General features: G+C 37.0%; 25 protein-coding genes, 1 other RNA gene and 1 other annotated feature. Of the genes, 22 read left to right on the forward strand and 4 right to left on the reverse strand.

The features are described from left to right. Window positions 1-11: 11 nt before the first annotated feature. The 10 genes from nadE to M948_RS34215 all read left to right on the forward strand — a co-directional run bounded on the left by nadE (window position 12) and on the right by M948_RS34215 (window position 7286). A complete protein-coding gene (nadE, locus tag M948_RS34170; RefSeq protein WP_021290991.1) occupies window positions 12-755 on the forward strand; it encodes an NAD(+) synthase in 744 nt (247 codons plus the stop codon). 67 nt (window positions 756-822) lie between these two features. Further along, window positions 823-1392 (forward strand): YhcN/YlaJ family sporulation lipoprotein, encoded by a 570-nt coding sequence (locus M948_RS34175; protein WP_021290992.1) that lies wholly within the window; start codon window positions 823-825, stop codon window positions 1390-1392. Between the two features lie 140 nt (window positions 1393-1532). After that, complete coding sequence (locus M948_RS34180) at window positions 1533-2264, forward strand: YebC/PmpR family DNA-binding transcriptional regulator (protein WP_021290993.1); 732 nt, start codon at window positions 1533-1535, stop codon at window positions 2262-2264. Window positions 2265-2363: 99 nt separating this feature from the next. Then, on the forward strand, window positions 2364-2963 hold the full coding sequence (ruvA, locus tag M948_RS34185) for a Holliday junction branch migration protein RuvA (protein WP_021290994.1): 600 nt from the start codon (window positions 2364-2366) through the stop codon (window positions 2961-2963). A 16-nt stretch (window positions 2964-2979) separates the two neighbouring features. Continuing rightward, the gene (gene ruvB / locus M948_RS34190) at window positions 2980-3993 is read left to right on the forward strand and encodes a Holliday junction branch migration DNA helicase RuvB (protein ID WP_021290995.1); all 1014 of its coding nucleotides are present in this window, start codon (window positions 2980-2982) and stop codon (window positions 3991-3993) included. After that, window positions 3980-4177 carry a DUF2905 domain-containing protein gene (locus M948_RS34195; RefSeq protein ID WP_021290996.1) on the forward strand — a complete coding sequence of 66 codons (198 nt, stop codon included), beginning with the start codon at window positions 3980-3982 and terminating at the stop codon, window positions 4175-4177. Before ruvB ends, M948_RS34195 begins: the two co-directional genes overlap by 14 nt. A gap of 20 nt (window positions 4178-4197) precedes the next feature. After that, the gene (queA, locus tag M948_RS34200) at window positions 4198-5226 is read left to right on the forward strand and encodes a tRNA preQ1(34) S-adenosylmethionine ribosyltransferase-isomerase QueA (protein ID WP_021290997.1); all 1029 of its coding nucleotides are present in this window, start codon (window positions 4198-4200) and stop codon (window positions 5224-5226) included. 22 nt (window positions 5227-5248) lie between these two features. Then, a complete protein-coding gene (gene tgt, locus M948_RS34205) occupies window positions 5249-6388 on the forward strand; it encodes a tRNA guanosine(34) transglycosylase Tgt (protein ID WP_021290998.1) in 1140 nt (379 codons plus the stop codon). Window positions 6389-6412: 24 nt separating this feature from the next. Then, on the forward strand, window positions 6413-6670 hold the full coding sequence (gene yajC, locus M948_RS34210; RefSeq protein ID WP_021290999.1) for a preprotein translocase subunit YajC: 258 nt from the start codon (window positions 6413-6415) through the stop codon (window positions 6668-6670). A 160-nt stretch (window positions 6671-6830) separates the two neighbouring features. Next, window positions 6831-7286, forward strand: coding sequence for a DinB family protein (locus tag M948_RS34215; RefSeq protein ID WP_031335490.1), 456 nt, complete (start codon window positions 6831-6833; stop codon window positions 7284-7286). Window positions 7287-7330: 44 nt separating this feature from the next. Here the strand turns inward: M948_RS34215 and M948_RS34220 are convergent, their stop codons facing one another. Continuing rightward, window positions 7331-7717, reverse strand: a complete 387-nt coding sequence (locus tag M948_RS34220; protein WP_021291001.1) for a TIGR04086 family membrane protein — start codon at window positions 7715-7717, stop codon at window positions 7331-7333. 143 nt (window positions 7718-7860) lie between these two features. Between M948_RS34220 and M948_RS34225 the strand changes: the two genes are divergently transcribed. Further along, on the forward strand, window positions 7861-9159 hold the full coding sequence (locus M948_RS34225; RefSeq protein WP_021291002.1) for an ArsB/NhaD family transporter: 1299 nt from the start codon (window positions 7861-7863) through the stop codon (window positions 9157-9159). Window positions 9160-9226: 67 nt separating this feature from the next. Here the strand turns inward: M948_RS34225 and spoVB are convergent, their stop codons facing one another. After that, window positions 9227-10777, reverse strand: coding sequence for a stage V sporulation protein B (gene spoVB / locus M948_RS34230; protein WP_021291003.1), 1551 nt, complete (start codon window positions 10775-10777; stop codon window positions 9227-9229). 120 nt (window positions 10778-10897) lie between these two features. Between spoVB and M948_RS34235 the strand changes: the two genes are divergently transcribed. The 7 genes from M948_RS34235 to dtd all read left to right on the forward strand — a co-directional run bounded on the left by M948_RS34235 (window position 10898) and on the right by dtd (window position 19740). After that, window positions 10898-11194, forward strand: coding sequence for a post-transcriptional regulator (locus M948_RS34235; protein WP_021291004.1), 297 nt, complete (start codon window positions 10898-10900; stop codon window positions 11192-11194). Window positions 11195-11246: 52 nt separating this feature from the next. Continuing rightward, window positions 11247-13517: a protein translocase subunit SecDF gene (secDF, locus tag M948_RS34240; RefSeq protein WP_021291005.1), complete on the forward strand. Its 2271-nt coding sequence runs from the start codon at window positions 11247-11249 to the stop codon at window positions 13515-13517. 112 nt (window positions 13518-13629) lie between these two features. Then, window positions 13630-13950 carry a LapA family protein gene (locus M948_RS34245; protein ID WP_021291006.1) on the forward strand — a complete coding sequence of 107 codons (321 nt, stop codon included), beginning with the start codon at window positions 13630-13632 and terminating at the stop codon, window positions 13948-13950. A 79-nt stretch (window positions 13951-14029) separates the two neighbouring features. Next, complete coding sequence (gene recJ / locus M948_RS34250; protein WP_021291007.1) at window positions 14030-16360, forward strand: single-stranded-DNA-specific exonuclease RecJ; 2331 nt, start codon at window positions 14030-14032, stop codon at window positions 16358-16360. Continuing rightward, the gene (locus M948_RS34255) at window positions 16350-16862 is read left to right on the forward strand and encodes an adenine phosphoribosyltransferase (protein ID WP_021291008.1); all 513 of its coding nucleotides are present in this window, start codon (window positions 16350-16352) and stop codon (window positions 16860-16862) included. Before recJ ends, M948_RS34255 begins: the two co-directional genes overlap by 11 nt. Window positions 16863-17060: 198 nt before the next feature. Next, window positions 17061-19259: a RelA/SpoT family protein gene (locus M948_RS34260; protein ID WP_021291009.1), complete on the forward strand. Its 2199-nt coding sequence runs from the start codon at window positions 17061-17063 to the stop codon at window positions 19257-19259. A 34-nt stretch (window positions 19260-19293) separates the two neighbouring features. After that, window positions 19294-19740 (forward strand): D-aminoacyl-tRNA deacylase, encoded by a 447-nt coding sequence (dtd, locus tag M948_RS34265; RefSeq protein WP_021291010.1) that lies wholly within the window; start codon window positions 19294-19296, stop codon window positions 19738-19740. A gap of 169 nt (window positions 19741-19909) precedes the next feature. On the opposite strand, the gene M948_RS34270 is transcribed toward dtd, so the two are convergent. Next, complete coding sequence (locus M948_RS34270) at window positions 19910-20962, reverse strand: N-acetylmuramoyl-L-alanine amidase (protein WP_021291011.1); 1053 nt, start codon at window positions 20960-20962, stop codon at window positions 19910-19912. A gap of 126 nt (window positions 20963-21088) precedes the next feature. Here M948_RS34270 and M948_RS43475 point away from each other — a divergent pair, with 126 nt between their 5' ends. The 4 genes from M948_RS43475 to ssrS all read left to right on the forward strand — a co-directional run bounded on the left by M948_RS43475 (window position 21089) and on the right by ssrS (window position 24976). Then, window positions 21089-21262, forward strand: coding sequence for a hypothetical protein (locus tag M948_RS43475; protein WP_021291012.1), 174 nt, complete (start codon window positions 21089-21091; stop codon window positions 21260-21262). A 51-nt stretch (window positions 21263-21313) separates the two neighbouring features. Then, window positions 21314-21531 (forward strand) — a binding site (T-box leader). A gap of 127 nt (window positions 21532-21658) precedes the next feature. Further along, window positions 21659-22945, forward strand: a complete 1287-nt coding sequence (gene hisS / locus M948_RS34275) for a histidine--tRNA ligase (RefSeq protein ID WP_021291013.1) — start codon at window positions 21659-21661, stop codon at window positions 22943-22945. Next, window positions 22942-24717, forward strand: a complete 1776-nt coding sequence (gene aspS, locus M948_RS34280; protein ID WP_021291014.1) for an aspartate--tRNA ligase — start codon at window positions 22942-22944, stop codon at window positions 24715-24717. Before hisS ends, aspS begins: the two co-directional genes overlap by 4 nt. 72 nt (window positions 24718-24789) lie before the next feature. Beyond that, a non-coding RNA gene (gene ssrS / locus M948_RS42835) (6S RNA) lies at window positions 24790-24976 on the forward strand. A gap of 67 nt (window positions 24977-25043) precedes the next feature. Here the strand turns inward: ssrS and M948_RS34285 are convergent. Then, complete coding sequence (locus M948_RS34285; RefSeq protein ID WP_021291015.1) at window positions 25044-25715, reverse strand: RsfA family transcriptional regulator; 672 nt, start codon at window positions 25713-25715, stop codon at window positions 25044-25046. Window positions 25716-25779: the final 64 nt, after the last annotated feature.

A 25779-nucleotide genomic window follows, 5' to 3' on the forward strand; every position in this document is an offset into this window, starting at 1 on the left:
GAGCGATCATTATGCAAAAAGAAGTAGACCAAATTGTTAATTGGTTACAAGAACAGGTGAAATTAGCCGGCGTTAATGGATTATTAGTTGGTATAAGTGGTGGGATAGATTCGGCGGTTGTAGCTCATTTGATTAAACGTGCATGCCCTGACCATTCTTTAGGGGTTCTTATGCCGATTAATACCAGTGAGGAAAATATGCAAGACGCCAAAGAGGTAGCAGCAAGTTGCGGTATTAATACTATTACGGTAGATCTAACGGAAGCACGTGCATCAATGTATGGTAATATTACAAAAGAATTAAAGTCATCCGCAACATATAAAGAAGAAAATGCCCAGCTAGCAAAAGCTAATTTAAGTGCAAGATTACGCATGAGTACTTTATATACTGTAGCAACAAACCATAATTATCTTGTGGTAGGTACAGATAATGCTGCTGAATGGTACACTGGTTATTTTACAAAATACGGTGATGGTGGCGTGGATATTTTACCAATTGTAGAATTTACAAAAGGTGAAGTGAAAGAGCTGGCAGATTATTTAGGCGTACCCGATTCCGTACTAAATAAACAGCCAAGTGCTGATCTTTGGGAAGGGCAAAGTGATGAAAAAGAAATGGGAACCACCTATGCAGAGATCGATGCGCTTATTAAAGGAGAATCAATTCCTGAAAAGGATAAAGAAATAATTGAAGCAATGCATAAACGAACAGCACATAAACGAGATCCTTTACCACAATTTAATCGTACGATTTAATTTCCTTAAATTAACTGTGTAAAAATACCTCCTTTATCCAAACTAATCGATAAAGGAGGTATTTCCTATGCGTATCAAACATGGATTAATATTGCTTTCTTTGCTTCTAGTTTTGACAGCTTGTGCAACAAATTTAAATGAAGATGTACAAGAAGAACAACAACAGTCTGGCAATACGCAACCAATTCACTATGAAACAGATCAAGAAAAAACCGAACGAAAGAATCAGCGGGAGCAAACGATTGGAGACAAAGGTGGCTATCCTCAAACACATCAAAAGAAAGCAAATAATGCAAACTATAAAAACGGTTATTCAGACGCCTTTACAAATGATGAGGCAATTAAACTGTCTAATAAGTTACAAAATAAACGAGAAATTGTGCAGGCGCAGGTTGCTTCCACGGAGAAACGGATTATTGTCGGAGTTATCCTCGCAGAAGATGAGAGGCAAGGGACCGCAAACACAATTAAACAAGAGGTAAAAAAGATCGTCCCTGATACTGATAAAGAAATTGTTGTATATACGGATGATGTTCACTGGGATAGTATGAAGAATTTGGATTCGAGAATAAAAGCCAAAAGTAATGGGGAGAAAATCGAGAACATCATCAATAATTTTATTGAAAATAATCAATAAACCCTTATATAAAAGGGTTTATTTTTTTATACTTTGGCTATCGACAGCAGTTACTGTATTGCTATTCTTAGTCAAAACTTTAATAAGTTCCATTTTTTTGATATAGTAATAAAGGAAATTTCTAGAGAGGAGAATGTCCGATGGCTGGTCATTCTAAATGGAAAAATATACAAAGACGAAAAAATGCCCAGGACGCTAAAAAAGGAAAGGTATTTATGCGTCACGCAAAAGACATTTATACTGCAGCTAAACAAGGTGGCGGTGACTTGTCAACGAATGCTGCTCTAAGGCTTGCGGTCGATAAAGCCAAATCAGATAATATGCCGAACGATAATATAGATCGAGCGATTAAAAAAGCTACTGGAACATTAGATGGTGCTAGTTTTGAAGAGTTAACATATGAAGGCTATGGCCCTGGAGGGGTTGCAGTTATTGTTAATGTATTAACAGATAATAAGAACAGAACAGCAGCGGATATTCGGCATGCATTCAAAAAGCATAATGGAAACTTAGGTGAAAATGGCAGTGTATCGTTTATGTTTGACCGTAAAGGTTACATCGTTATCGCGGATGAAGAAGGAGCAATCGACGAAGATGAGCTTACTTTAGAAGCGTTAGAAGCAGGAGCAGAAGATATTAATAATGAAGAAGGAGCGTATGAAGTATTTACAGCTCCAGAGGATTATCAAGCAGTTGTGGATCATTTAAGGGAAGCGAAATATACGATTACAGACTCAGAGGTTACAATGTTTCCGCAAACATACAGTTCCCTTTCAGAGAAAGATGAATCCAATATGCTTCATTTAATTGATATGTTAGAAGATAATGAAGACGTTCAAGATATTCATCATAATTTAGAGGTTTCAGAGTAAGGTAAGTCAAACTTCTATTTCTTTTCGAAGGAATAGAAGTTTTATTCATTTGTTATGACTTGTGATAAAATGGTGGAGAAGGTTAAAGGAGCCGATTCAATGATTTCATATATAAAAGGATTACTGACATATATAAAGGATGATAGCATTATAGTAGATGTCCAAGGGATCGGCTACGAAATTATCTGTGCCAACCCTTTCGCATTTCAATCCTTTGAAAATGAACAAGTATTCGTGCATACATATCATCATATTCGTGAAGATGCACAGCTATTATTTGGCTTTAAGAATGAAGATGAGAAATATTTATTTACTAAGCTTATCTCTGTCTCAGGAATTGGGCCAAAAGGCGCTTTAGCTATTTTAGCATCTGTTGATGTTGCAGGATTTGCTGCTGCTATCGAAAGGGAAGATGATAAGTTTTTAACTAGCTTTCCTGGTATTGGTAAAAAGACAGCACGTCAAATTATTCTTGATCTTAAAGGGAAATTAGTGGTTACTACAGCCGTTGTTGAAGATTCTGATCAGCCTACAGAAATGGCTAATCAAGCGATCATTACGGAGACACGGGAGGCCCTGAAAGCATTGGGGTATACGGATAAGGAAATTAAGGCAATATTACCTCAGCTACAAAAAGAGGAGAGTAAGAATACGGATGAGGTTATCCGAAAAGCCTTAAGTCTACTTATGAAAAACTAAGAAAGGGGGATAATGAATGGAAGAACGGATGATTACTGGAGAGCTTCAAGAAGAAGATACGTCAATTGAATTAAATCTGCGACCGACAACATTGAAGCAATATATTGGACAACATAAAGTGAAAGAAAATTTAAGTATATTTATTCAAGCTGCAAAAATGCGTGAAGAGCCTTTAGATCATGTCCTATTGTATGGACCTCCAGGACTAGGCAAAACAACGCTTGCTGCAATCATTGCAAATGAAATGGGAGTCCAATTTCGTTCTACATCGGGCCCCGCAATTGAACGTGCGGGAGATCTTGCGGCAATTTTGTCGTCATTGGAACCTGGAGACGTTTTATTTATTGATGAGATTCATCGGCTGCCTAGGTCAGTTGAAGAGGTGCTCTACCCAGCTATGGAAGACTTTTTTTTGGATATCGTAATCGGTACGGGGCCTAGCGCTCGGTCGGTTAGAATTGATTTGCCTCCTTTCACATTAGTTGGTGCGACTACCAGGGCTGGCTTACTATCAGCTCCATTAAGAGATCGCTTCGGGATTCTTAGTAGATTAGAATATTACGATGCCAGAGATCTTTGTTCTATTATTGAACGTACAGCAGATATCTTTAATACGTCGATTTCTCAAGAAGCTGCTGTAGAAGTTGCTAGGAGATCTAGAGGTACTCCCCGGGTTGCTAATCGTTTATTAAAGCGAATTCGAGATATCTCGCAAGTAAAAGGGGAATCGGAGATAAGTTTGGCTACCTCGGGAGAGGCCCTTCAGATGTTGCAAGTAGATAAAGTAGGTCTGGACCATATTGATCATAAATTATTAAAAGGAATCATTGAGAGTTTTCAAGGAGGCCCCGTTGGTTTAGACACAATTGCTGCAACAATTGGAGAAGAGTCACAAACAATTGAAGATGTATATGAACCATATTTGTTACAAATTGGTTTTATCCAGCGAACTCCCCGTGGGAGGGTAGCAACGTTTCAGGCTTATGAACATTTTGGTTTGAAGGTAGCGGATGATCATGAATCTCGGTAAATTATTTATTATAATAGGGGTCATTTTTGTAATCGTTGGTATCATTTGGAGCTTTATTGGTAAGCTTCCTGGTGATATCACGTTTAAAAAAGGGAATGTTGTATTTCACTTTCCAATTGTAACATCAATTGTTGTAAGTATTATTTTAACACTTATTTTTTATATTATTGGCAAGTTTCGCTAAGATAAGTAAGGAGATTCATAATGAATATAGACGATTTTGATTTTGATTTACCAGAAGAGTTAATTGCACAGACACCATTAAAAGATCGATCCGCGTCGAGACTTCTCGCATTGAATAAACGAAATGGTGAAATGGAACACAGCCATTTTACGGATATTAAGCGATATTTTAGAACAGGAGATTGCTTAGTATTAAATGACACACGCGTGTTGCCTGCTAGACTGCATGGCGAGAAAGAAGATACAGGAGCAAGTGTCGAAATTCTTCTTTTGCATCAAACTGAAGGAGACATGTGGGAGGTCCTTGCAAAACCTGCAAAGAAAATAAAAAAGGGAACCATCATTAGCTTTGGTGATGGGAAATTAACAGCTACTTGCATGGGGCTGAAGGAACATGGCGGACGTATCGTAAAGTTTGATTATGAAGGAATTTTCTATGAAGTATTAGATGAGTTAGGTGAAATGCCTTTACCGCCCTATATCAAAGAGCAGTTACCAGAGAAAGAGCGTTACCAGACGGTTTATGCGAAAGAGGAAGGTTCTGCGGCAGCCCCAACTGCTGGGTTGCATTTTACCAACGAATTACTCGATGAACTAAAGGAAATGGGAGTAATTATTACATTCATTACTTTGCATGTTGGATTGGGCACTTTTCGACCAGTAAGCGTAGATAAAGTGGAAGAGCATGAGATGCATGCGGAATTTTATCACATGACAAAAGAGACAGCTGAAATTCTTAACCGTGTTAAACAGGAAAATGGCAGAATCATTTCAGTTGGTACTACATCAACGAGAACATTAGAAACGATTGCTAGAGACCATAATGGTATGTTTCTGGAAGCAAGTGGTTGGACAGATATATTTATTTATCCCCCATATGAATTTAAAGCAATTGATGGATTAATTACTAATTTCCATCTCCCTAAATCCACTTTAATTATGCTAATAAGTGCTTTCGCTGATAAGGATACGATACTAGCTGCATATCAGGAAGCAGTGAAACATCGTTATCGATTCTTTAGTTTTGGCGATGCCATGATAATTATTTAAAATAAAAAGGAACGAATAATTTATGACACCAATCACATATGAATTAATAAAGACATGTAAACAAACAGGCGCTAGACTTGGAAGAGTTCGCACACCTCATGGATCATTTGATACGCCAGTATTTATGCCTGTTGGAACCCTGGCAACGGTAAAAACAATGAGTCCCGAAGAATTAAAAGAAATGAATGCGAATATTATTTTATCTAATACCTACCACTTATGGCTTCGACCAGGACAAGATATTATTAAAGAAGCTGGAGGGTTGCATCGTTTCATGAATTGGAATGGTGCGATTCTTACTGATTCAGGTGGATTTCAAGTATTTAGTTTAAGCGATATGCGTGATATTAAGGAAGAGGGCGTACATTTTCGTAATCATTTAAGTGGAGAAAAATTATTTTTGTCTCCTGAGAAGGCTATGAGTATACAGAATGACCTTGGTTCTGATATAATGATGGCGTTTGATGAATGTCCACCGTATCCAGCTGAGCACCAATATATGAAAGATTCTGTGGAAAGAACATCCCGTTGGGCTGAACGTTGTCTAACGGCACACCAACGAAAAGACGATCAAGGCCTATTTGGTATTATCCAAGGTGGGGAATATGAAGACTTAAGGAAACAAAGTGCAAGTGATCTCGTTTCCCTCGATTTTCCCGGCTATGCAATCGGCGGATTGTCTGTTGGAGAACCCAAAGCTGTGATGAACAAAGTACTTGAGTTCACAACGCCTCTTTTGCCTGCTAATAAGCCGCGATATTTAATGGGAGTTGGATCCCCGGATTCACTAATTGATGGAGCACTACGTGGGGTCGACATGTTTGATTGTGTACTACCTACAAGAATTGCAAGAAATGGAACGTGCATGACATCAAATGGACGATTAGTAGTGAGAAACGCTAAATATGCTCGAGATTTCACACCAATCGATGAAAATTGCGATTGCCATGTTTGTCGAAATTACACACGTGCATATATACGACACTTAATTAAGTGTAATGAAACATTTGGTTTTAGGCTTACTACTTATCATAATCTCCATTTTCTGTTAAAATTAATGGAACAAGTACGTACCGCTATCAGCGAAGATCGGCTTGGCTCATTCAAGGAAGAATTCTTTGAACAATACGGTTTTAATAAACCCAACGCAAGGAATTTCTAACAAACCGAAGGGAGGAATTTTATAATGGACATGCTTATCTCGTTATTACCAATTATCCTGATGTTTGTTATTTTCTACTTCTTGCTCATACGTCCTCAACAAAAACGTCAAAAGCAAGTGAAACAAATGCAAACAGATTTACAAAAAGGAGATTCGGTAGTTACTATTGGCGGATTTCATGGTGAAGTTCATGCCATGGATGAAAATACAGTAGTTATTCAAGGTGGAGACGGTACGAAGTTAACTTATGACCGCTCAGCAATCCGTGAAGTGAAACAATAATCTCCTCTACTCGTTGGAATAAGCAATAGGCAATGTTGTCTGTTGCTTATACCCTGAGCATTTATATTTACATATGATCGATATAAAACCAACACACCATGTTTATACCAAACTGGTTTGTTGGTTTTTAATTTACATTTAAAAAGGAGGAAACATGGAAATGGAGAATGTCTTGCAGTCTATATCTTATTGGATAGATAAAGTTCCTGAAGAATTAATGAAGTTGGATGAAGAAGAATGTTGCATAAAGCCATCCCTAACAAAATGGTCTAAAAAAGAAATCCTTGGTCACTTATGTGATTCTGCGATTGTTAATATAGAAAGATTTATCAAAATACAGTATGAGGCAGAACCGTATAAAATAACAGGGTATAACCAAGATAAATGGGTAGAATTACAGAACTACCAAGTAGTCCCTGTCAAAGATATTTTGGAACGATGGATATGTCTAAATAAACAAGTAATCAGAATTATTGAAGCAATAGACGATGAAAAGCTTCACATAAATTGTGATATTGGTAATTCAGAGTTAAAATCGTTATCTTGGTTGATCAATGATTATCTTGAGCATATGGAACATCATATTACGAATCAACTTTTACCGATAAAATCATAAAGAAATCCGCTAATTTTAAGATTAGCGGATTTTTTCTAGTATTATTAGCTTTCAGTGACTTGAGGTCCCACAATATTAACGCCAACTGCTCCACCAAAGAGTGCTGCGGCTATATAGGCAACATGATGTAACATTTGTTCTAGCGAGAATCCTTGTTGATAACCCAGATATTGAACTAGAAAGATAAATAGTGTAAATCCTGTTCCAGTAATTGCACCGATTATCCAGCCTTTTGCTTTCCCTTTTATCCCAGCTGCCATACCACCGATAAATAACGATAGGAGACCAATAATGAGTGTAACCCATGATAATGCAGGCTCATTGAATGAGGTGAATCGAAGTAGTAAAGCTAAGATAAAACTCGCTATCATGATTAATCCAAATACAGTGATCCAACCATAGAGTAATGCAGTGAATTGGTTTTTCTGCATGGTTGTTTCCTCCCTTCCTGTTTGTCCACTTTATTTAATCGTATTCACGACTGAAAAATAATAGACGAAAAATATTTTGTTTTTTAAATACATATAGTGTATTAAGGTGTTCAAAAGCAGATGAATGGGAAGGTAGGTGTAAGATGGAAATTATTCTAGCCTCTCTTATATTTATTATTTGTTATATATTTATAATGACGGAGAAGGTTAACCGCGCGATTGTTACCATGGCTGGAGGTACATTATTACTATTAACTGGTATTTACACGACAGAACGAATGTTCATGCATTATATTGATTGGAATACGATTGCTTTGCTTTTTTCTATGATGGTGTTAATAGCTATTACGGAGAAAACCGGATTATTTTCTTTTATTGCTATTCGTTTTGCTCAGAAAGTGAAAGGAGCACCACTACCATTATTGTTAGGTGCTGGTATTTTAACTGGATTAGGCTCTGCATTGTTGGATAATGTAACTACAGTGTTAATTTTTGTACCAGTGATGCTAAAAATAACGAAATTGCTCAAGCTACCCGCCTTTCCATATCTAATTACTATTATATTTAGTTCCAACATTGGTGGCGCTGCAACACTAATTGGAGACCCACCGAATATTATGATTGGACAGGCGGTTGATCATTTAACTTTTTCATCCTTCCTGGTTCATGTTGCACCGATAGCCCTAATTATGTTTTTCATTATGTTATTAATGGTAACTTTGCTTTTTCGTAAGAAAATAAAACGTCATTCTATGGATACGGATGAACTTTTAAGATTAAATGCCTCTGCTTACTTAAAAAAGTCACCAATGCTCTATCAATCTGTGTCTGTACTTGTCATGACAATCTCAGGTTTTTTATTACATGCTTTTATCCATGTTGAATTAACTACCATAGCTTTATCAGGTGCAATATTATTATTGTTACTAACGGAGAGAGAGCTTGCGACAGAAAAAATATTCGAAAAGGTTGAATGGGTGACGTTATTTTTCTTTATTGGTTTATTTACGCTTGTTGGTGGTTTGGAGGAAGTGGGAATTATTGATGAGTTGGCACGGGCTATTGTGCTTTCAACTGATGGGGATTACGTTCAAACAACCTTATTAATACTTTGGGTATCGGGGCTGTTTTCAGGGATAGTAGACAATATACCATTTGTTGCAGCAATGATTCCAGTAGTTCAAGAGTTTGAAAGTTATGGGATGGTATACCTTGACCCTATTTGGTGGTCATTAGCACTAGGAGCATGTTTGGGAGGGAATGCTACGCTTGTTGGCGCCTCCGCCAATGTCGTAGTGGCTGGGTTGGCTGAAGGAGCAAAACAAAAAATCTCCTTTGTTCGATTCATGTTATATGGTTTTCCATTGGTGATCCTATCGCTAATCATTGTAACGATTTATATTTATTTCCGTTATCTCATACCATATATGGGGCAACCATAAAAACCTGCCTGTTACTTGGCAGGTTTTTTAACTAGTTAATAAATTGTAAGATGATTACGTACCCACTTTACAGCCACTTTTGTAGGAAGGGAAGTTGTTTTAATTCTTCTCTCGTAATAAATCGAAGTAAAAATAAGAATAGGATATAAATAAACATTAAGCCAATTAATAAGCTAATAAACACGAGTATTCCTGGCTGGAGGTTGTCATAAATTCCTTTAATAAATCGGCCTACTCCCCAAGTCATTGTTAAGAGTAGTATCATTTTAGTAATATCTTTCAGCGGAATACCAAACCCGATAGCTTTATATAATGATCCAAGATGCAGTAGAGTAATGAGTACAACGCTTAATGCCATGGAAATAGCGACACCCATAATACCAAAATTAGGATTGGATGCAAGCATAAATAGAGCAACAAATTTACATATTGCCCCAATCAGGCTGTTCCACATAGCAGGCCTCGCTAAATCCAATGCTTGTAGCGCTGCTTGTAAAGGTGCTTGTATATAAAGTAAAATATAAAATGGAGCCATCAATAATACAAACCTGCTTGCATCTCCCGTGCCGTACATGTATGTTAAAATTGGTACAGAAAAGAGTGTAAGTACAATGGTGGCAATAGCTCCTGATGAAAAGGAAATGCGAATAGACTGATGAATACGGTAATGGATTAATTTCGTATTGTTTGTAGCTTCTGCTTCAGAAATAGAAGGTACCAATGCTGTAGACAGAGAATGCGTGATAAAAGTTGGTAAGAATAATAAGGGTAATACATAGCCTGTAAGTTCGCCATATTGCTTAGTCGCTAATGTACTAGATATCCCGGCAATAGCTAGACTTTGCGCTACTAAGATAGGTTCTAGAAAATTAGATATCGATCCGATCATTCGGCTACCTGTGCTAGGAAGTGCAATGGAGAACAATTCTTTAAGTGTGTCTCTACTTGAACGTAAATAGGAAAAGAAACGAGAGCGGATTTTAATTCGTTTTTTTAACTTGAACATGCGCACCATATAAAGTAAGGAGACGAATTCACCTAGAATTATACTAAACATCGCACCAGCTGCCGCAAACTCTAATCCATATGGTAGTAATAGTTTCACAAAAAGTGCGACACAGGAAATCCGGATAATTTGCTCGATGACTTGTGCATAACTTTGTGGCTTCATATTTTGTTTTCCTTGAAAATAACCTCTTAAAACAGATGATATAGCTATGATGGGGATAATCGGACTAATGGCTAATAATGGATAAAGTGTGCGATCATCGGTTAGTAATGTAGTTGCAATAAATGGTGTAGCTAAGATCATACCTGTAGTAAAAATAATACTGGATATGCCAGTAATTACTAGAGATACGATGAGGATCTTTTTAATTTTAGCATGATCCCCTTGAGCCTCGGCTTCAGCGGTCCTTTTTGAAATAGCAACAGGTAAACCGAGTTGCGTAAGGGTAATCACTAAGAAGAACGTAGGAAGTGCCATCATGTATAGACCTACACCTTCTTCTCCCATGAGACGAGCAACAACAATACGGTTAATAAAACCAAGAAAACGTGTAATCATACCAGCTAGTATTAAAATAAGTGTACCTTGTAAAAATGTTTGTTTGGTCATTATATACGACCTGCCTTCTCAAAAAATGGAATTTCATATACAATGATATATATGCGATTCACTTGGCCAAGCATGACAAGTTACCGAATTTTAGTACTCCGAATTTAGGAGGGTTCTTTTTTGGAAATTGTACAAACTGTAACAGAATGGAAAGAAATGGTGATGCCTGCATTACAAAGTAAGGCAGAAGAGTTTCATTTAATGGGGTATGAACAAACAACAACCGATGACGTATGGAAGTGCTTAATGCAGAAGGTATGGAAGGGTGATCCAGAGAAGCGAATTTATGAAGTAGTACAAGATATCTTCCAGTTGAGTACAGCTGCTTATATAAGTTATTTGACCGTAGAAGCTTACCAGGATGGCGATTTAATGGCATCCATTCAAGCTGTAACAAATGAGACAAACAATCATTAGTTTAAATTACATAAAAAATTATCACCCTAAGAAAAAGGGAGGCCATGGATAGATGAAAAATAGAGGCAGAATAGTTGCCTTTTTTCTAATCGTACTTATTTTTGCAGGTACAATTGGAACAACGGTTACAGGCATTACAAAAGATATAAATTTAGGATTGGATTTACAAGGTGGATTTGAAGTACTCTATGAGGCAGAACCAGTTGATGGAAATCAGGAAATGGATAGGGGCTTATTAGAATCCACCGTTGAAACCTTGAATGATCGAGTAAATCGATTAGGTATAAGTGAAGCAAGTATTGATATTGAAGGGGAGAATCGAATCAGAGTACAGCTTGCCGGTGTAGAAGACCAAACAGAGGCAAGAGAGTTACTTTCTACCGCAGCACAGTTATCGTTCCGTGATGTCAACGATAAGGAACTTTTAAATGGGAACGATGTAAAAGAAGGAAGTGCCAAGCAAGACTTTGACCCTAATAGTAATCAACCGATTGTTACATTGCAGTTAAAAGATGCGGAGAAATTTGCTGATGTGACAAGTCAAATTAAAAATATGGATAATCCAGAAACACCTTATCCAGATAATTTGCTTGTGATTTGGATGGATTATAAAGAAGGCGACAGTTATGCTGAAGAATACCAAAAAGAGGATCCTAAATTTGTATCGGCTCCTAGTGTGAGCGAAACATTAAATACGAATAATGTTATGATAAGTGGAAACTTCACAGTGGATTCTGCGAAGCAATTAGCTAATATCATAAACTCTGGGTCTTTACCGGTACATTTGGAAGAGATTTATTCCACATCAGTTGGAGCACAATTCGGAGAACAAGCATTGGATAAAACGGTCTTTGCCGGGTTTATAGGTGTAGGATTAATTTTCTTATATATGATTGCTGTGTACAGATTTCCAGGCTTCATTGCAGTTATTAATTTAAGCATTTATATTTATCTGATTTTATTAGTGTTTGAATTAATGAATGGGGTACTGACATTACCAGGTATTGCTGCTTTAATTCTTGGTGTCGGTATGGCTGTCGATGCAAATGTGATTACCTTTGAGAGGATCAAAGAGGAAATTCGTGCTGGTAAATCGATCATCGCTTCGTTTAAAGCAGGAACAAAGAACTCGCTGTCAACCATTCTTGATGCAAATATAACAACCCTGCTGGCTGCTTCTGTCTTATTTATATTTGGGACAAGTTCGGTAAAGGGATTTGCAACCATGTTAATTGTAAGTATTTTAGTAAGTTTTGTGACGGCCGTATTCGGTACACGTTTACTATTAAGTCTTTGGATTAAAACTAAATTCATAAAAAATCGTCCAAGCTGGTTTGCAGTGAAGCGAGCAGACATCAAAGATATTAAACAAAAAGGGGAAGAAGAACCAAAATTATTTAACCGGTCATTAAACGTTGTGCAGCATCGTAAGAAATTCTTTATGGTTTCATTAATCATGGTTATATTAGGAATTGGCTCTTTGTTTATCTTTAAATTAAATCCGGGTATTGACTTCACAAGTGGTTCACGAATCGAGATTTTAGCAGAAAATACGATTACAACCGAAGAAGTAGAGCAAGGATTTGATGAATTAGGTTTAGAGGCTAAATCAATTGTGTCTACAGGTGAAGATGGCGAATCAGCAGTTGCCAGATTTGATACCGTACTGTCTCAAGATACAATAGCTGAGGTGAAATCCTATTTTGACAATGCATACGGTAACGAGCCTAGTATAAGTGTCGTATCACCAATTGTTGGAGAAGAGTTAGTTAAAAATGCTGCTTACGCGGTTGGAATTGCTTCCATCTTTATGATCCTTTATGTTACGATTCGATTTGAATTCTTCTTTGCGATTACGGCAATAATTGCACTCTTGCATGATGCATTTTTCACGATAGCAATATTTAGTATTACGCAAATTGAATTTGATGTTACGATTGTAGCAGCGATTCTTACAATTGTTGGGTATTCCATTAATGATACGATTGTAACGTTTGACAGGATAAGAGAAAATCTCCGGAAACGGAAAAAAGTGAAGTCCTTTAAAGAATTAGCGGTCATTGTTAACCGAAGTTTAGTACAAACATTTATGCGTAGTATTAACACCTCTGTTACCACATTAATCGCTGTTCTTGCTTTCTTATTTCTAGGAGCACAATCAATAGGAGGCTTTGCTATAGCGCTTGCTGTTGGGTTGTTGGCTGGAACTTATTCTTCCTTGTTCTTAGCTGCGCAATTGTGGCTCGTATGGCGAGGCAAGATGATCAAGAAGAAACCAGTTGATTTTACGAAGAAAAAGAAAGTGGAAGGCCCACAAGTATAAAAAACAATGACCTCTGTTGCTATATAGTAACAGAGGTTTGCTTGATTTATGTAAGGGTAATAGGAGAACATAATCAAATGGACTACGACACATTCTTGATAGGAGGAGTTACATGAAAGGACAATCTTATGTATTATTTGCAATTCTATTTGTTATTATTGTAGCTGTTTTTGCAGTTACGAATGTGGAAGCAGTAGAAGTAAATTATTTATTTTGGACGGCAGAGTCTCCACTGATTCTAATTATTTTGTTCTCCGTACTTATGGGTGGCATCATTACCGCTGCTGTTGGCGCTTTAAGAATATTCCGATTACAACGTGAAATCCGTCATCACAAAGCGGAAATATTTAACTTAACAAATAAGTTAGAAGAGGCTGGTATAGCAGTAAACGATGAAGCTAATGGAGTGGAAGCGGATCATCATGAGAAATAATTAACCAATCTTATCATATGAGTTCTAGTTGCTACCCCTGATGTAATTTATGTATAATAGATTAGTCAGGGGTGAATTTATGTTAAAGAGTAAGGCAAAATGGAACTATATAGAGAAGATACAGGATAATGATAATTTACATTGGATGGATGACTCGCTTTCTTTATCTCCTGTAATTCAAGAGCTTTTACTACAAAGAGGAATAACTTCAGAACATGCAGCCTCAAAATTTCTTGCGCCTGATCTTTCTGACTTACATAATCCGAATATGCTTCTAATGATAGATAAAGCAACAAACCGTGTCCATCAAGCAATTGAAAATCAAGAAAGAATCCTTGTGTTTGGTGATTATGACGCGGACGGTGTAAGTTCAACAACTGTATTATTAAAAGCACTGCAAGAACTCGGAGCAGATTGCAATTTTTATATCCCTAATCGATTTACAGAGGGTTATGGTCCGAATGAAAAAGCTTTTCGCAATGCTTATGATGAGGGGTATCAACTAATTATCACTGTTGATACGGGAATAGCTGCTGTCCATGAAGCAGAGGTGGCTAATGAACTTGGAATCGATTTAATTATTACGGACCACCATGAGATTCAAGCTGAATTACCTGATTGTTATGCGATTATACATCCTAAATGCTCACCTGATTATTTATTTCAAGAGCTTGCGGGTGTTGGCGTTGCTTTTAAATTTGCCGAATCCTTATTAGGTTATTTTCCAAAACATTTATTGGAATTTACTGCAATAGGTACGATTGCAGACCTTGTACCACTCGTGAATGAGAATCGAATTCTAGCTTACTACGGATTAAAAGCACTCTCTGCTACATCGAATGTTGGGTTAAAAGCATTGAAGCAAGTTTGCAAAATAGAGGATCAAGTTACGGAAGAAGACGTAGGTTTTCTAATTGGCCCAAGGATAAATGCAGTTGGAAGATTGCAAGATGCCGATCTGGCTGTTCATTTATTAATGACTGATTCTAAAGAGGAAGCAATTGAAATTGCAGAAACGATACAACAAATCAATCAAGAGCGTCAGCGTATCGTTACTGAAATTGTAAATGAAGCAGAGGAAATGTTAAATGGGTGTGAGCAACAAGGTGTTATTATTGTAGCAAAAGAAGGTTGGAATGAGGGCGTTCTTGGAATTGTTGCTTCTAAGCTAGTACGTAAATATGATCGGCCTGCTATCGTGCTTGCTAAGAAATCAGATAAAGGAATAGCAAAAGGGTCAGCCCGAAGTATTCCAGCATTTGACTTATTTCAAAATTGTATGCAGGTAAGACATTTATTTCATAGTTTTGGAGGACATGCTCAAGCGGCAGGAATGACATTACAATTAGAACAAGTAGAAGTCTTGCAAGCAGCTTTAAATGAGTTGATTTTTAGTCAATTAACTGCAGAAGATTTTAAACAGGTTATTGATATAAGCCAGTCTATCCCAATATCTGAAATCACTGAAGAGCTTATTGGGGAGATTGAACGATTAGCACCATTTGGAATGCACAATCCAAAACCGTTATTTCATATACAAGAGCAGCCAACACAAGCAAGACAGATTGGTAGCTTGAAAAATCATTTAAAGCTTCAATTTAAATCGAATAAGGCGATGTTAGATGCCATTGGCTTTGGACTAGGAGAGCTATTTCATTACTTAACGCCACATACGGCTATTCAATTGGTCGGTGAATTAGGAATCAATGAGTGGAATGGACAACGCAAACCCCAAATGATGATTCAAGATATTTCAATTAATGATTGGCAATTGTTTGACCATCGAGGTAAACGTACATTGGATATATCTCCTTTTATAAACGAGGAATCTCGTCAATTGGCAGTCGGTAAAGAAGAACGTACGCAGTATGAAGGAATCGATTACAAGACCTATCAGGATTTGCTGGATGATCCGGAGCAATTGAACAGCTTATTTATTATCGACATGCCAAATGAAATAGCAGATCTTGAACAGTTAATAAAAAATACCAAACCAAATAACATACATGTATGTTATTATGTGAAAGATAGTACTTATTTAAGGGCATTTCCATCCAGAGAAGAATTCAAGTGGGTTTATGCCTTTATTCTCAGACGTAAACAATTACATGCAGATCGTGATATAACTGTTCTGATACAATCGAAAGGGTGGACGAAAGATAAACTTTTATTTATTTTAGATGTGTTTGAAGAATTGGATTTTATAAGTAATACGGATGGAATCATCCAGCCGAATCCTCAACCGATGAAAAAAGATCTTCGATCTTCTTCCATTTATCAACAACGATTAAGACAGGCTGAGATTGAGAAGGTACTTTATTATTCCACCTATGAAGAATTAAAAAGCTTTTTTACAAGATGCGCGGAATATTTGGGGATCCCCAAGGAGGAACTGAGTTATGGATTATAAAAATTATGTTAAAATTGTTGAAAACTGGCCTAAAGAGGGTATAAAGTTTAAAGATATTACACCGTTAATGGCAGATGGTAATGCTTTTCGATCAGCAGTCGATGAAATCGTTGATTACGCAAAAGAAAAAGAAATAGATGTAGTAGTTGGTCCTGAAGCAAGAGGTTTTATCATTGGTTGTCCTGTATCATACGCATTAGGAGCTGGCTTTGCTCCAGTGCGAAAAGAAGGAAAACTTCCAAGAGAAGTTGTAAAAGTTGATTATGGACTAGAATATGGGTCAAATGTCTTAACTATTCACAAAGACGCGATAAAGCCGGGACAACGCGTGTTAATTACAGATGATTTGTTAGCAACCGGTGGCACAATTGAAGCAACCATTAAATTAGTAGAAGAACTTGGCGGTGTTGTTGCAGGGTGTGCGTTCATTATCGAATTAAGCTATTTAGATGGTTTAGACAAACTAGAAGGTTATGATGTACTAACATTAATGAGTTACTAACTCATTTCATATGGGTCTGACGATAATATAGATCGTTAGGCCTATTTGTTATTATTGGTGAAGCTCTTTAATACAACTTACATAGATATTAAGCATTTACAAAAATTAACGATGGACATGAAGTGTCGAAAAAGCATATAATTAATATATTTAAGATTAATATTAGAAACTTGAGATAGCGAATAAAGGTGATTATTAATGGCAAAAAGCGATATTATGACAATTGATGATATTTTGGAAAAGGCTGGTCAGTATCTAACGGAAGAAGATACTGCTTTTATTCGCCAAGCTTTTGAATTTGCTGAGCAGGCACATGCCGATCAGTTCCGGAAATCTGGAGAGCCTTATATCATTCATCCTGTACAAGTTGCTGGTATATTGACGGAGCTTGAGATGGATGCGGAGACAATAGCTGGGGGATTTCTTCATGATGTAGTAGAAGATACGGATGTTTCCATAGAATCGATTGAAGAAGCGTTTAATCATGAAGTCGCTATGCTCGTTGATGGTGTTACGAAACTAGGTAAAATTAAATATAAATCCAAAGAGGCTATTCAAGCAGAAAACCATCGAAAAATGTTCGTAGCAATGGCAAAAGATATCCGTGTAATTTTAATTAAGTTGGCGGATCGATTGCATAATATGCGAACATTAAAACATTTACCTCCAGAAAAACAACGTCGCATTTCCAATGAAACGTTAGAAATATTTGCTCCCTTGGCACATCGACTCGGAATTTCTACGATAAAGTGGGAGCTTGAGGATACCGCTTTACGCTATTTAAATCCTCAGCAATATTATCGAATTGTTCAATTGATGAAACAAAAAAGAGACCAACGTGAATCTTATATCGAAGAAGTAATGAATGAAGTTTCTCAACAATTGAAAGAAATGAATATTGATGCAGATTTATCAGGACGGCCGAAGCATTTGTATAGTATTTATCGAAAAATGATGAAACAAAATAAGCAATTTAATGAAATATATGATCTTCTAGCAGTCCGAATCCTTGTAAACAGTATTAAAGATTGCTATGCAGTTCTAGGTATTATTCATACATGCTGGAAACCAATGCCGGGGAGATTTAAAGACTATATTGCAATGCCGAAGCCTAATCTCTATCAATCACTGCATACTACCGTTATCGGACCAAAAGGCGATCCTTTAGAAGTACAGATTCGAACAAAAGAAATGCATGATATTGCGGAATATGGCATTGCTGCGCATTGGGCATATAAAGAGGGAAAACGAGTTAATAACGATAAGAAGTCGTTTGAAGAGAAATTGACTTGGTTTAGGGAGATTCTTGATTGGCAAAACGACACGCATGATGCAGAAGAATTCATGGAATCTCTTAAGGTAGATTTATTTTCAGATATGGTTTATGTGTTTACTCCTAAGGGAGATGTAATTGAGCTTCCATCAGGATCTGTACCATTGGACTTTGCATATAAAATTCATACAGAAATCGGAAATAAAACCATTGGCGCAAAAATTAATGGGAAAATGGAGCCACTTGATTATCAATTAAAGAATGGCGACATTATTGAAGTGATGACTTCAAAACATTCGTATGGGCCATCCCAAGATTGGTTAAAGATTACGCAAACTTCACAAGCAAAAAATAAAATAAAACAATTTTTCAAGAAGCAGCGTCGAGAAGAAAACATTATTAAAGGAAAAGAAGCAGTAGACAAAGAAATTCGAGATTTATCGTTCGAACCTAAAGATGTCCTTACACAAGAAAATTTAGAACGCGTATATGAAAAATTTAATTTTTCTAATGAAGAAGATATGTATGCAGCGGTAGGATATCAAGGTATTACTGCAGCGTTAATTTCCACTCGTCTGACGGATAAACTAAGAAAATCAAAAGAAAAACAGGATCTAGAGCAAACTATCGAAGAAGTGAAAACGGAAGTTAAAAATAAAAAGCCGCAAAAACGTGATTCTGGTGTGAAAGTGGAAGGGGTTGATAATCTATTAGTACGTTTATCAAAATGTTGTAATCCTGTACCTGGTGATCGTATTGTTGGTTATATTACGAAGGGCAGGGGAGTATCTGTTCATCGAGCAGATTGTCCAAATGCTCAAACAGAGGAAGCAAAACAACGATTTCTTCATGTTGATTGGGAGGATAATCGCACGGATCAGAAGCAATATCATGTTGATCTTGAAATATCAGGGTATGATCGGCGCGGGTTAGTAAATGAGGTACTGCAAGCAGTAAATGAAACGAAAACAAATATTACGTATGTAAATGGTAGATCAGACCGTAATAAAATGGCGTTCATTCAAATTACTATTCTTATTCATAATACCGGTCATTTACGCAAAATTGTCGAACGAATTAAACAAATCACAGATGTTTATACGGTAACTCGAACGTTGCAATAACCGTAGTATTGGAGTTCTATAAAGGAGTATTTCAATGAAAGCAGTAATTCAACGAACTACACAAGCAAGTGTCTCTGTGAATGATGAAATTATCGGTCAGATTGGTTCAGGGTTAGTAGTGTTACTTGGTGTCACCCATGAGGATACGAAAGATGATGCAAGTTATTTAGTTAATAAAATCATCAACTTGCGAATTTTTGAAGATGTAAATCAAAAAATGAATTTGTCCCTAAAAGACGTTGGCGGAAGTATTTTATCTATTTCCCAATTTACACTGTACGGAGATACTAGAAAAGGAAGAAGACCCAATTTCATGAGAGCTGCTAAACCTTCCGATGCAGCTGTTTTATACCAGTATTTTAATCAATTGTTGCAGGCAGAAGGAGTAGAGGTACAAACCGGTGAATTCGGAGAAATGATGAATGTGGAACTTACAAACGCTGGTCCTGTCACATTACTTATTGACAGTCATGAAAAATAAAACGAGTGGCCGACTTGCGTCACGCTAATTTATTGTTTTATGTCTCACAGACGAGGCTATCCATTTCTAATGGCAGGAATCGCCCTTCTAAAAAAGAACGATAGAAAAATCCGAACTACTTTCCGAATATAATTGCTCGGATACTAGTTCGGATCCTTTTGTTCTGGCTTTATCGTTCATTAGATGCAAAGTAACTAGCTAGGCCATTTACAATACCAGATACTAGTTTTTTTTGATAGGCTGTTGTATCAAGCAAGGATTCTTGTTCCTGATTAGAAATAAATCCAAGCTCCAGTAATACAGAAGCTTTTAAGCTCTGTCGTAAAACGAGAAAGTCGCCAAATGAAGTTCCACGATCGTTTGCGCCTGTTGCTTTAACTAATTCTGATTGGATCTGAGAGGCTAAACCATCATTGTAATCCTGATAATAATATGTCTCAATACCTGAAACTGTTGGAGACTCTGGAACACTGTTATAATGAATACTGATAAAAGCGTCCGTAGCAACCAAATTACTAAAACTTATTCGACTTCCTAATGGAATAAATTCATCACTTGTACGGGTAAGTCTTACATCAGCACCTAGCATGGTTAATTCTTGTTTCAACTCCATGGCAGTAAGTAATGCAATGTCTTTCTCAAACGTTTCTGCTACCCCAATAGCTCCTACATCTCTACCGCCATGACCTGCATCAATAACAATTGTTTTATTAAAAAAACGACTGGCAGTAGGCAAATTAATTGGATCTGCTAATGCTTGCAATAGATATCCATGTACTTCATCGTTTTGGATTTCATACCAATCTCCATCTACAGATAATACATTAAATACGCTGCCCTTTTTCGCAAAATGTTCGATTGGTTCATCAGTGGATGGTCCACTCCGAATTTGCGTATGATTATTTGCGATTGTTATTGTGGATGGTGGCGAGACACTTGTTGTTGCTTCTGATTCTTGAGGGTGGCTAATATCAATGTAAGAATTGATAATCCAGCCAGTTCCATTTGATAACTGGACTTCAATCCATTCTCCCTTTTCCTGAATAATTGGATAATGTTCACCTTCATTAGCTTGATCAATGACACCAAAATTTATTCCAGGTCCACTTCGAATGTTTACATTATTTCCAGAAATGCTGCCATTTTTAGCAAAAGCAATAGAGGGAACAAAAACAATACACAATAGGATACTGGATAATAAAAATTTTTTTGCTACCGCCATTAAGTACCTCCTTGTACAACGAATCGTTGTTATGCGTGGCGTTGTTACGATCAAAATCCTCTTTTCAGTATAATAAAAAGTTTGCTATTAGGCAAAACTATAGTTATTCAAGAAGGAGGTCTTTCTATGCGATCGCCGGAAAAACAATGGTACGCTCATAATCATAATCAAGTATTTGGGGTAAACCTACATCGTTTTATGGAATTAGAAGGTAATACAAGTCATATGGAGATAGCGCAAGAATTAGGGATTTCTTTGGGTGAGGTAAAAATGTTAAAGAAAAAAATTAATCGTGCTTGACATAATCCGAAGGAAAGCTTAATATAATATACATTCATAATTACGAATAGAAATGAACCGATGACGGAAAAAGTAATTGGTGCCCAAATGGACAGAGAAAAAATGTCACTGGCTGGAAGCATTTTTGCAATTTGGTCCAATGAAAGACATTCAAGAGGCTTTATATCGAAAAGAGTAGGTATAAACGTTTTGCAGGCGTTAACTGTGTAAAGGCGGATACATAATTTGTATCAACTAGGGTGGCAACGCGGGTAACTCTCGTCCCTTTTCATTTTTGAAGGGACGGGAGTTTTTTATGTTTTTAACGATGGGTTTGGCAAGTAGTTGTTACTCTAAATTTGCCAGTAACAGACAGTATCTGGTTGAAATACGAAAACTTAACTAGGGGGTTATGATATGAGTTATAAAGCACCGAGGGGAACAGCTGATATACTTCCGCAAGATGCTAATAAGTGGCAATTTGTTGAGGCTAAAATAAAAGAAATATGTAATAGATACCATTTTCATGAAATTCGCACACCTTTGTTTGAACATACGGAAGTATTTCAACGTGGCGTAGGGGATTCTACAGATATTGTACAAAAAGAAATGTATACCTTTGAAGATCGCGGTGGGAGAAGTATTACCCTACGTCCAGAAGGAACGGCCTCTGTAGTACGCTCTTTTGTAGAAAATAAATTATATGGTTCGGTTAACCAACCCGTAAAATTATATTATTTTGCTCAAATGTTTCGATATGAACGACCGCAAAAAGGACGTATGCGGCAATTAAATCAATTTGGAGTTGAGGTATTAGGAAGTGCGGATCCCGCTGTGGATGCTGAAGTTATCGATTTAGCAATGACATGCTATCGAGAAATGGGATTAACTTCTTTAAAATTGGTTATCAATTCACTAGGAGATAAAGAGAGTAGAGAGAATCACCGTCAGGCTTTAATTGATCACTTTACTCCACATAAGAATGAGCTTTGCGGTGATTGCCAAATGCGCTTAGAGAAGAATCCGCTTCGAATTCTTGATTGTAAAAAGGATCGTGAACATCCAGCAATGAAAACAGCTCCTTCCATCCTTGATTATTTGAATGATGAATCACAGTGCTATTTTGAAAAAGTAAAAGAATACCTAACCTTAATGGGGATTGAATACCATGTTGATAAAAATCTTGTACGCGGACTTGATTATTACAATCACACTGCATTTGAAATTATGAGTGAAGCAGATGGCTTTGGTGCAATTACGACATTAGCAGGCGGTGGTCGCTATAATGGTCTTGTTGAGGAACTTGGTGGTCCAAATGCTCCTGGAATTGGATTTGGAATGGGATTAGAACGTTTATTAATGGCATTGGAAGCAGAACAGCGGGAGATTCCTGTCGATTCTTCGTTAGATTGTTATTGTATTGCTGTTGGTGAACAAGCAGAAAAAGAAGCGGTTCGTCTTGTGCACAATCTGCGCAACCATGGAATTCAAGTAGACAAAGATTATCAATCCAAAAAAATGAAAGGGCAGTTCAAAGCAGCTGATCGTTATGAAGCGAAGTACGTATTAATTTTGGGTGAGGATGAATTAAACCAACAGCATATTGCGGTACGTGAAATGAAAACAGGCAATCAAGAAAATATCCCACTTTCAGAGGTGGTAGACGTCATGAAGGCAAAGCTTTTAGGAGGAAATCAATTATGAGTGAACAACAACGTAAAATGGCAGGAACGCTTGAAGAAGCGAATGTAGGTGAATTTGTACGACTAAAAGGATGGGTGCAAAAACGACGTGATTTAGGAGGACTGATTTTTATTGATCTTCGTGATAAATCGGGTCTCGTTCAAATTGTTTTTAATCCAGATCATTCGGCACAAGCATTACAAGTGGCTGAAACCGTACGAAGCGAGTATGTAGTAGAGGTAGATGGCCAGGTTGTAAAGCGCGATCCTTCAACAGTTAATCCATTAATGAGTACAGGATCAATTGAAGTCATCGTTTCAGCTATTTCTGTATTAAACAAAGCTAAAACACCTCCTTTTGCTATTCAAGATGAGTCAGAAGTAGCAGAGGATTTACGATTGAAATATCGCTATATTGATTTGCGACGTGGGCCATTACAAGAAACGTTTAAATTGCGACATCGAACTACAAAAGCAGTTCGAGATTTCCTTGATCAGCGAGATTTTTTGGAAATGGAAACGCCTATATTAACAAAAAGTACCCCTGAAGGAGCTCGTGACTATCTGGTACCAAGTCGTGTTCATGATGGTGAATTTTATGCTTTGCCACAATCACCACAGTTGTTTAAACAATTGATTATGATGAGTGGTTTTGAAAAATATTACCAGATTGCTCGTTGTTTTCGTGATGAAGATCTTCGGGCAGATCGCCAACCAGAATTTACACAAATCGATATTGAAACTTCATTTTTAACTAGTGATGAAATTATGCAAATGACAGAAGAAATGATGCAATATGTCATGAGAGAAGTGAAAGGGATCGATATCTCGCTTCCGTTACAACGAATGCCATATGACGAAGCGATGTCTCGATTTGGGTCCGATAAACCTGATACCCGATTTGGGCTGGAACTAATTCATGTCTCAGAAGTGTTAAAAGATTCCACCTTTAACGTATTCCAAGGTGCGCTTGCATCCGGAGGGAAAGTAGCTTTATTAAATGTGGAGCAACAAGCTGCTAATTATTCGCGGAAAGACATCGACAAATTAACTGATTTTGTAAAAGTATATGGCGCCAAAGGGCTTGCTTGGTTAAAGGTAGAAGGCGATGAATTAAAAGGTCCGATTGCTAAATTTATAACAAATAAGGAAAAGGCAGGATTGTTAACTGCTGCGCACGCTAAAGATGGGGATTTGCTTTTATTTGTAGCAGATAAAACAAACGTCGTTTATGATAGTCTCGGTGCACTTCGCTTAAAATTAGGTAAAGAGTTGAAATTAATTAATGAGTCAGCATTTCATTTCTTATGGGTGACGGATTGGCCATTACTAGAGTATGATGAAGAATTGGGTAGATATTTTGCTGCGCACCATCCGTTTACATCTCCTGTTGAGGAGGACATGGATAAAATACAAACGGAACCAGCAGCAGTTCGTGCCAATGCTTATGACTTAGTACTAAATGGTTTTGAACTTGGCGGTGGCTCTGTACGTATCTATAAAACAGAATTACAACACGAAATGTTTAAAACGTTAGGTTTTACGGAAAAAGAAGCAAGGGAGCAGTTCGGTTTCCTACTAGATGCATTGGAATATGGTACACCTCCACATGGCGGTGTGGCCTTAGGATTAGATCGAATTGTTATGTTGTTAGCAGGCAGAAGCAATCTAAGAGATACCATTCTATTCCCTAAGACAGCATCTGCGTCTGACTTGTTAACCAATGCACCAAGTGAAGTAGACCAAGCACAGCTAAATGAGTTATCCATTCAATTGAATCCTAAAAAAGATTAATTGTTTTCTTAAGTTGATCATTGCTATATAATTCGTTTACGTGTTAAAATAAATTTACAAATTCAATCAAAGCATATCCTGATGTGTTCGTTCATGAAAAGTGTTTTGACCGAACAACTATAAACATGGGAGCTCGCAAATGGTTTCTATATTGCGTGCGTGCCTCCAATGAGAGGAAGCATAACAAATATAGAACAGAGCACCCACCTGCCAAGAGCGGGATCAAAGCTTCAAACTGGACGGCACAATCGGGATTGTGATACATAAAAAAATCCTAGGTAGCATGAAAGGAGAGCATCCTTTTAGCATCTAGGATTTTTCTTTATTTAATTTGACCCTTGAGCAAGTTGCTGTAGATTACCGTTTTTATCCATTCTAAATGCGGGCGCTGCCACGGAACTTTGATCATCTAGTACGGTCATTTTTCTAGCTCGTTCCATAATTTGAATAAATGCTTGATAGTCCTCTTGAATGGTTTCTAATTGGACTTTGGTTTGTTCTAATTGTTTATTCAATGTATCTACTTGGTTTTGTAAGCTTTTATTTTCCTTTTCCATCTGTTCAAGAGAAGCTTTTGATTGATTCGAAGAAATAGTCTGTTTTTTTATGTCTTTTAAATATCGTATGACCATATCCATGTTTAACGTTGTATCTTCTTCGATGCTTGGTGTTACGTTGTTGTCATTTGCAGTGACACTATTATCCGAAATTTGTGGTAAAGATACAACGGCTTTTCTCGTATTTTGCTGCCCAGCTTTTGCCATTGCACGTTTCTTTTCTTTTCGTTGTCTTTTTGCAAGATCAATAGCGTTAACATATTTCATGCGAATTTCTGCATTCCACCGAAATCCGCATGCTGCGGAAGTACGATTAAGCTTGTCTCCTACTTCCTCAAAAGCATTTAATTGTGTACTGCCTTCTCTAATATGTCGTAATACGGTTTCTGCCAATAATAAATCATCTTCATGTGACCAGGCATCTTGTCTTACTTTTGCCATTATGTTTTCCACTCCTTTAGTAATTTCTATTGTTAACTAAATAATAGATTTAGCTATTTTTATA

It is taken from the genome of Virgibacillus sp. CM-4, from assembly GCF_000445495.1.
Taxonomy (GTDB): domain Bacteria; phylum Bacillota; class Bacilli; order Bacillales; family Amphibacillaceae; genus Virgibacillus; species Virgibacillus salexigens.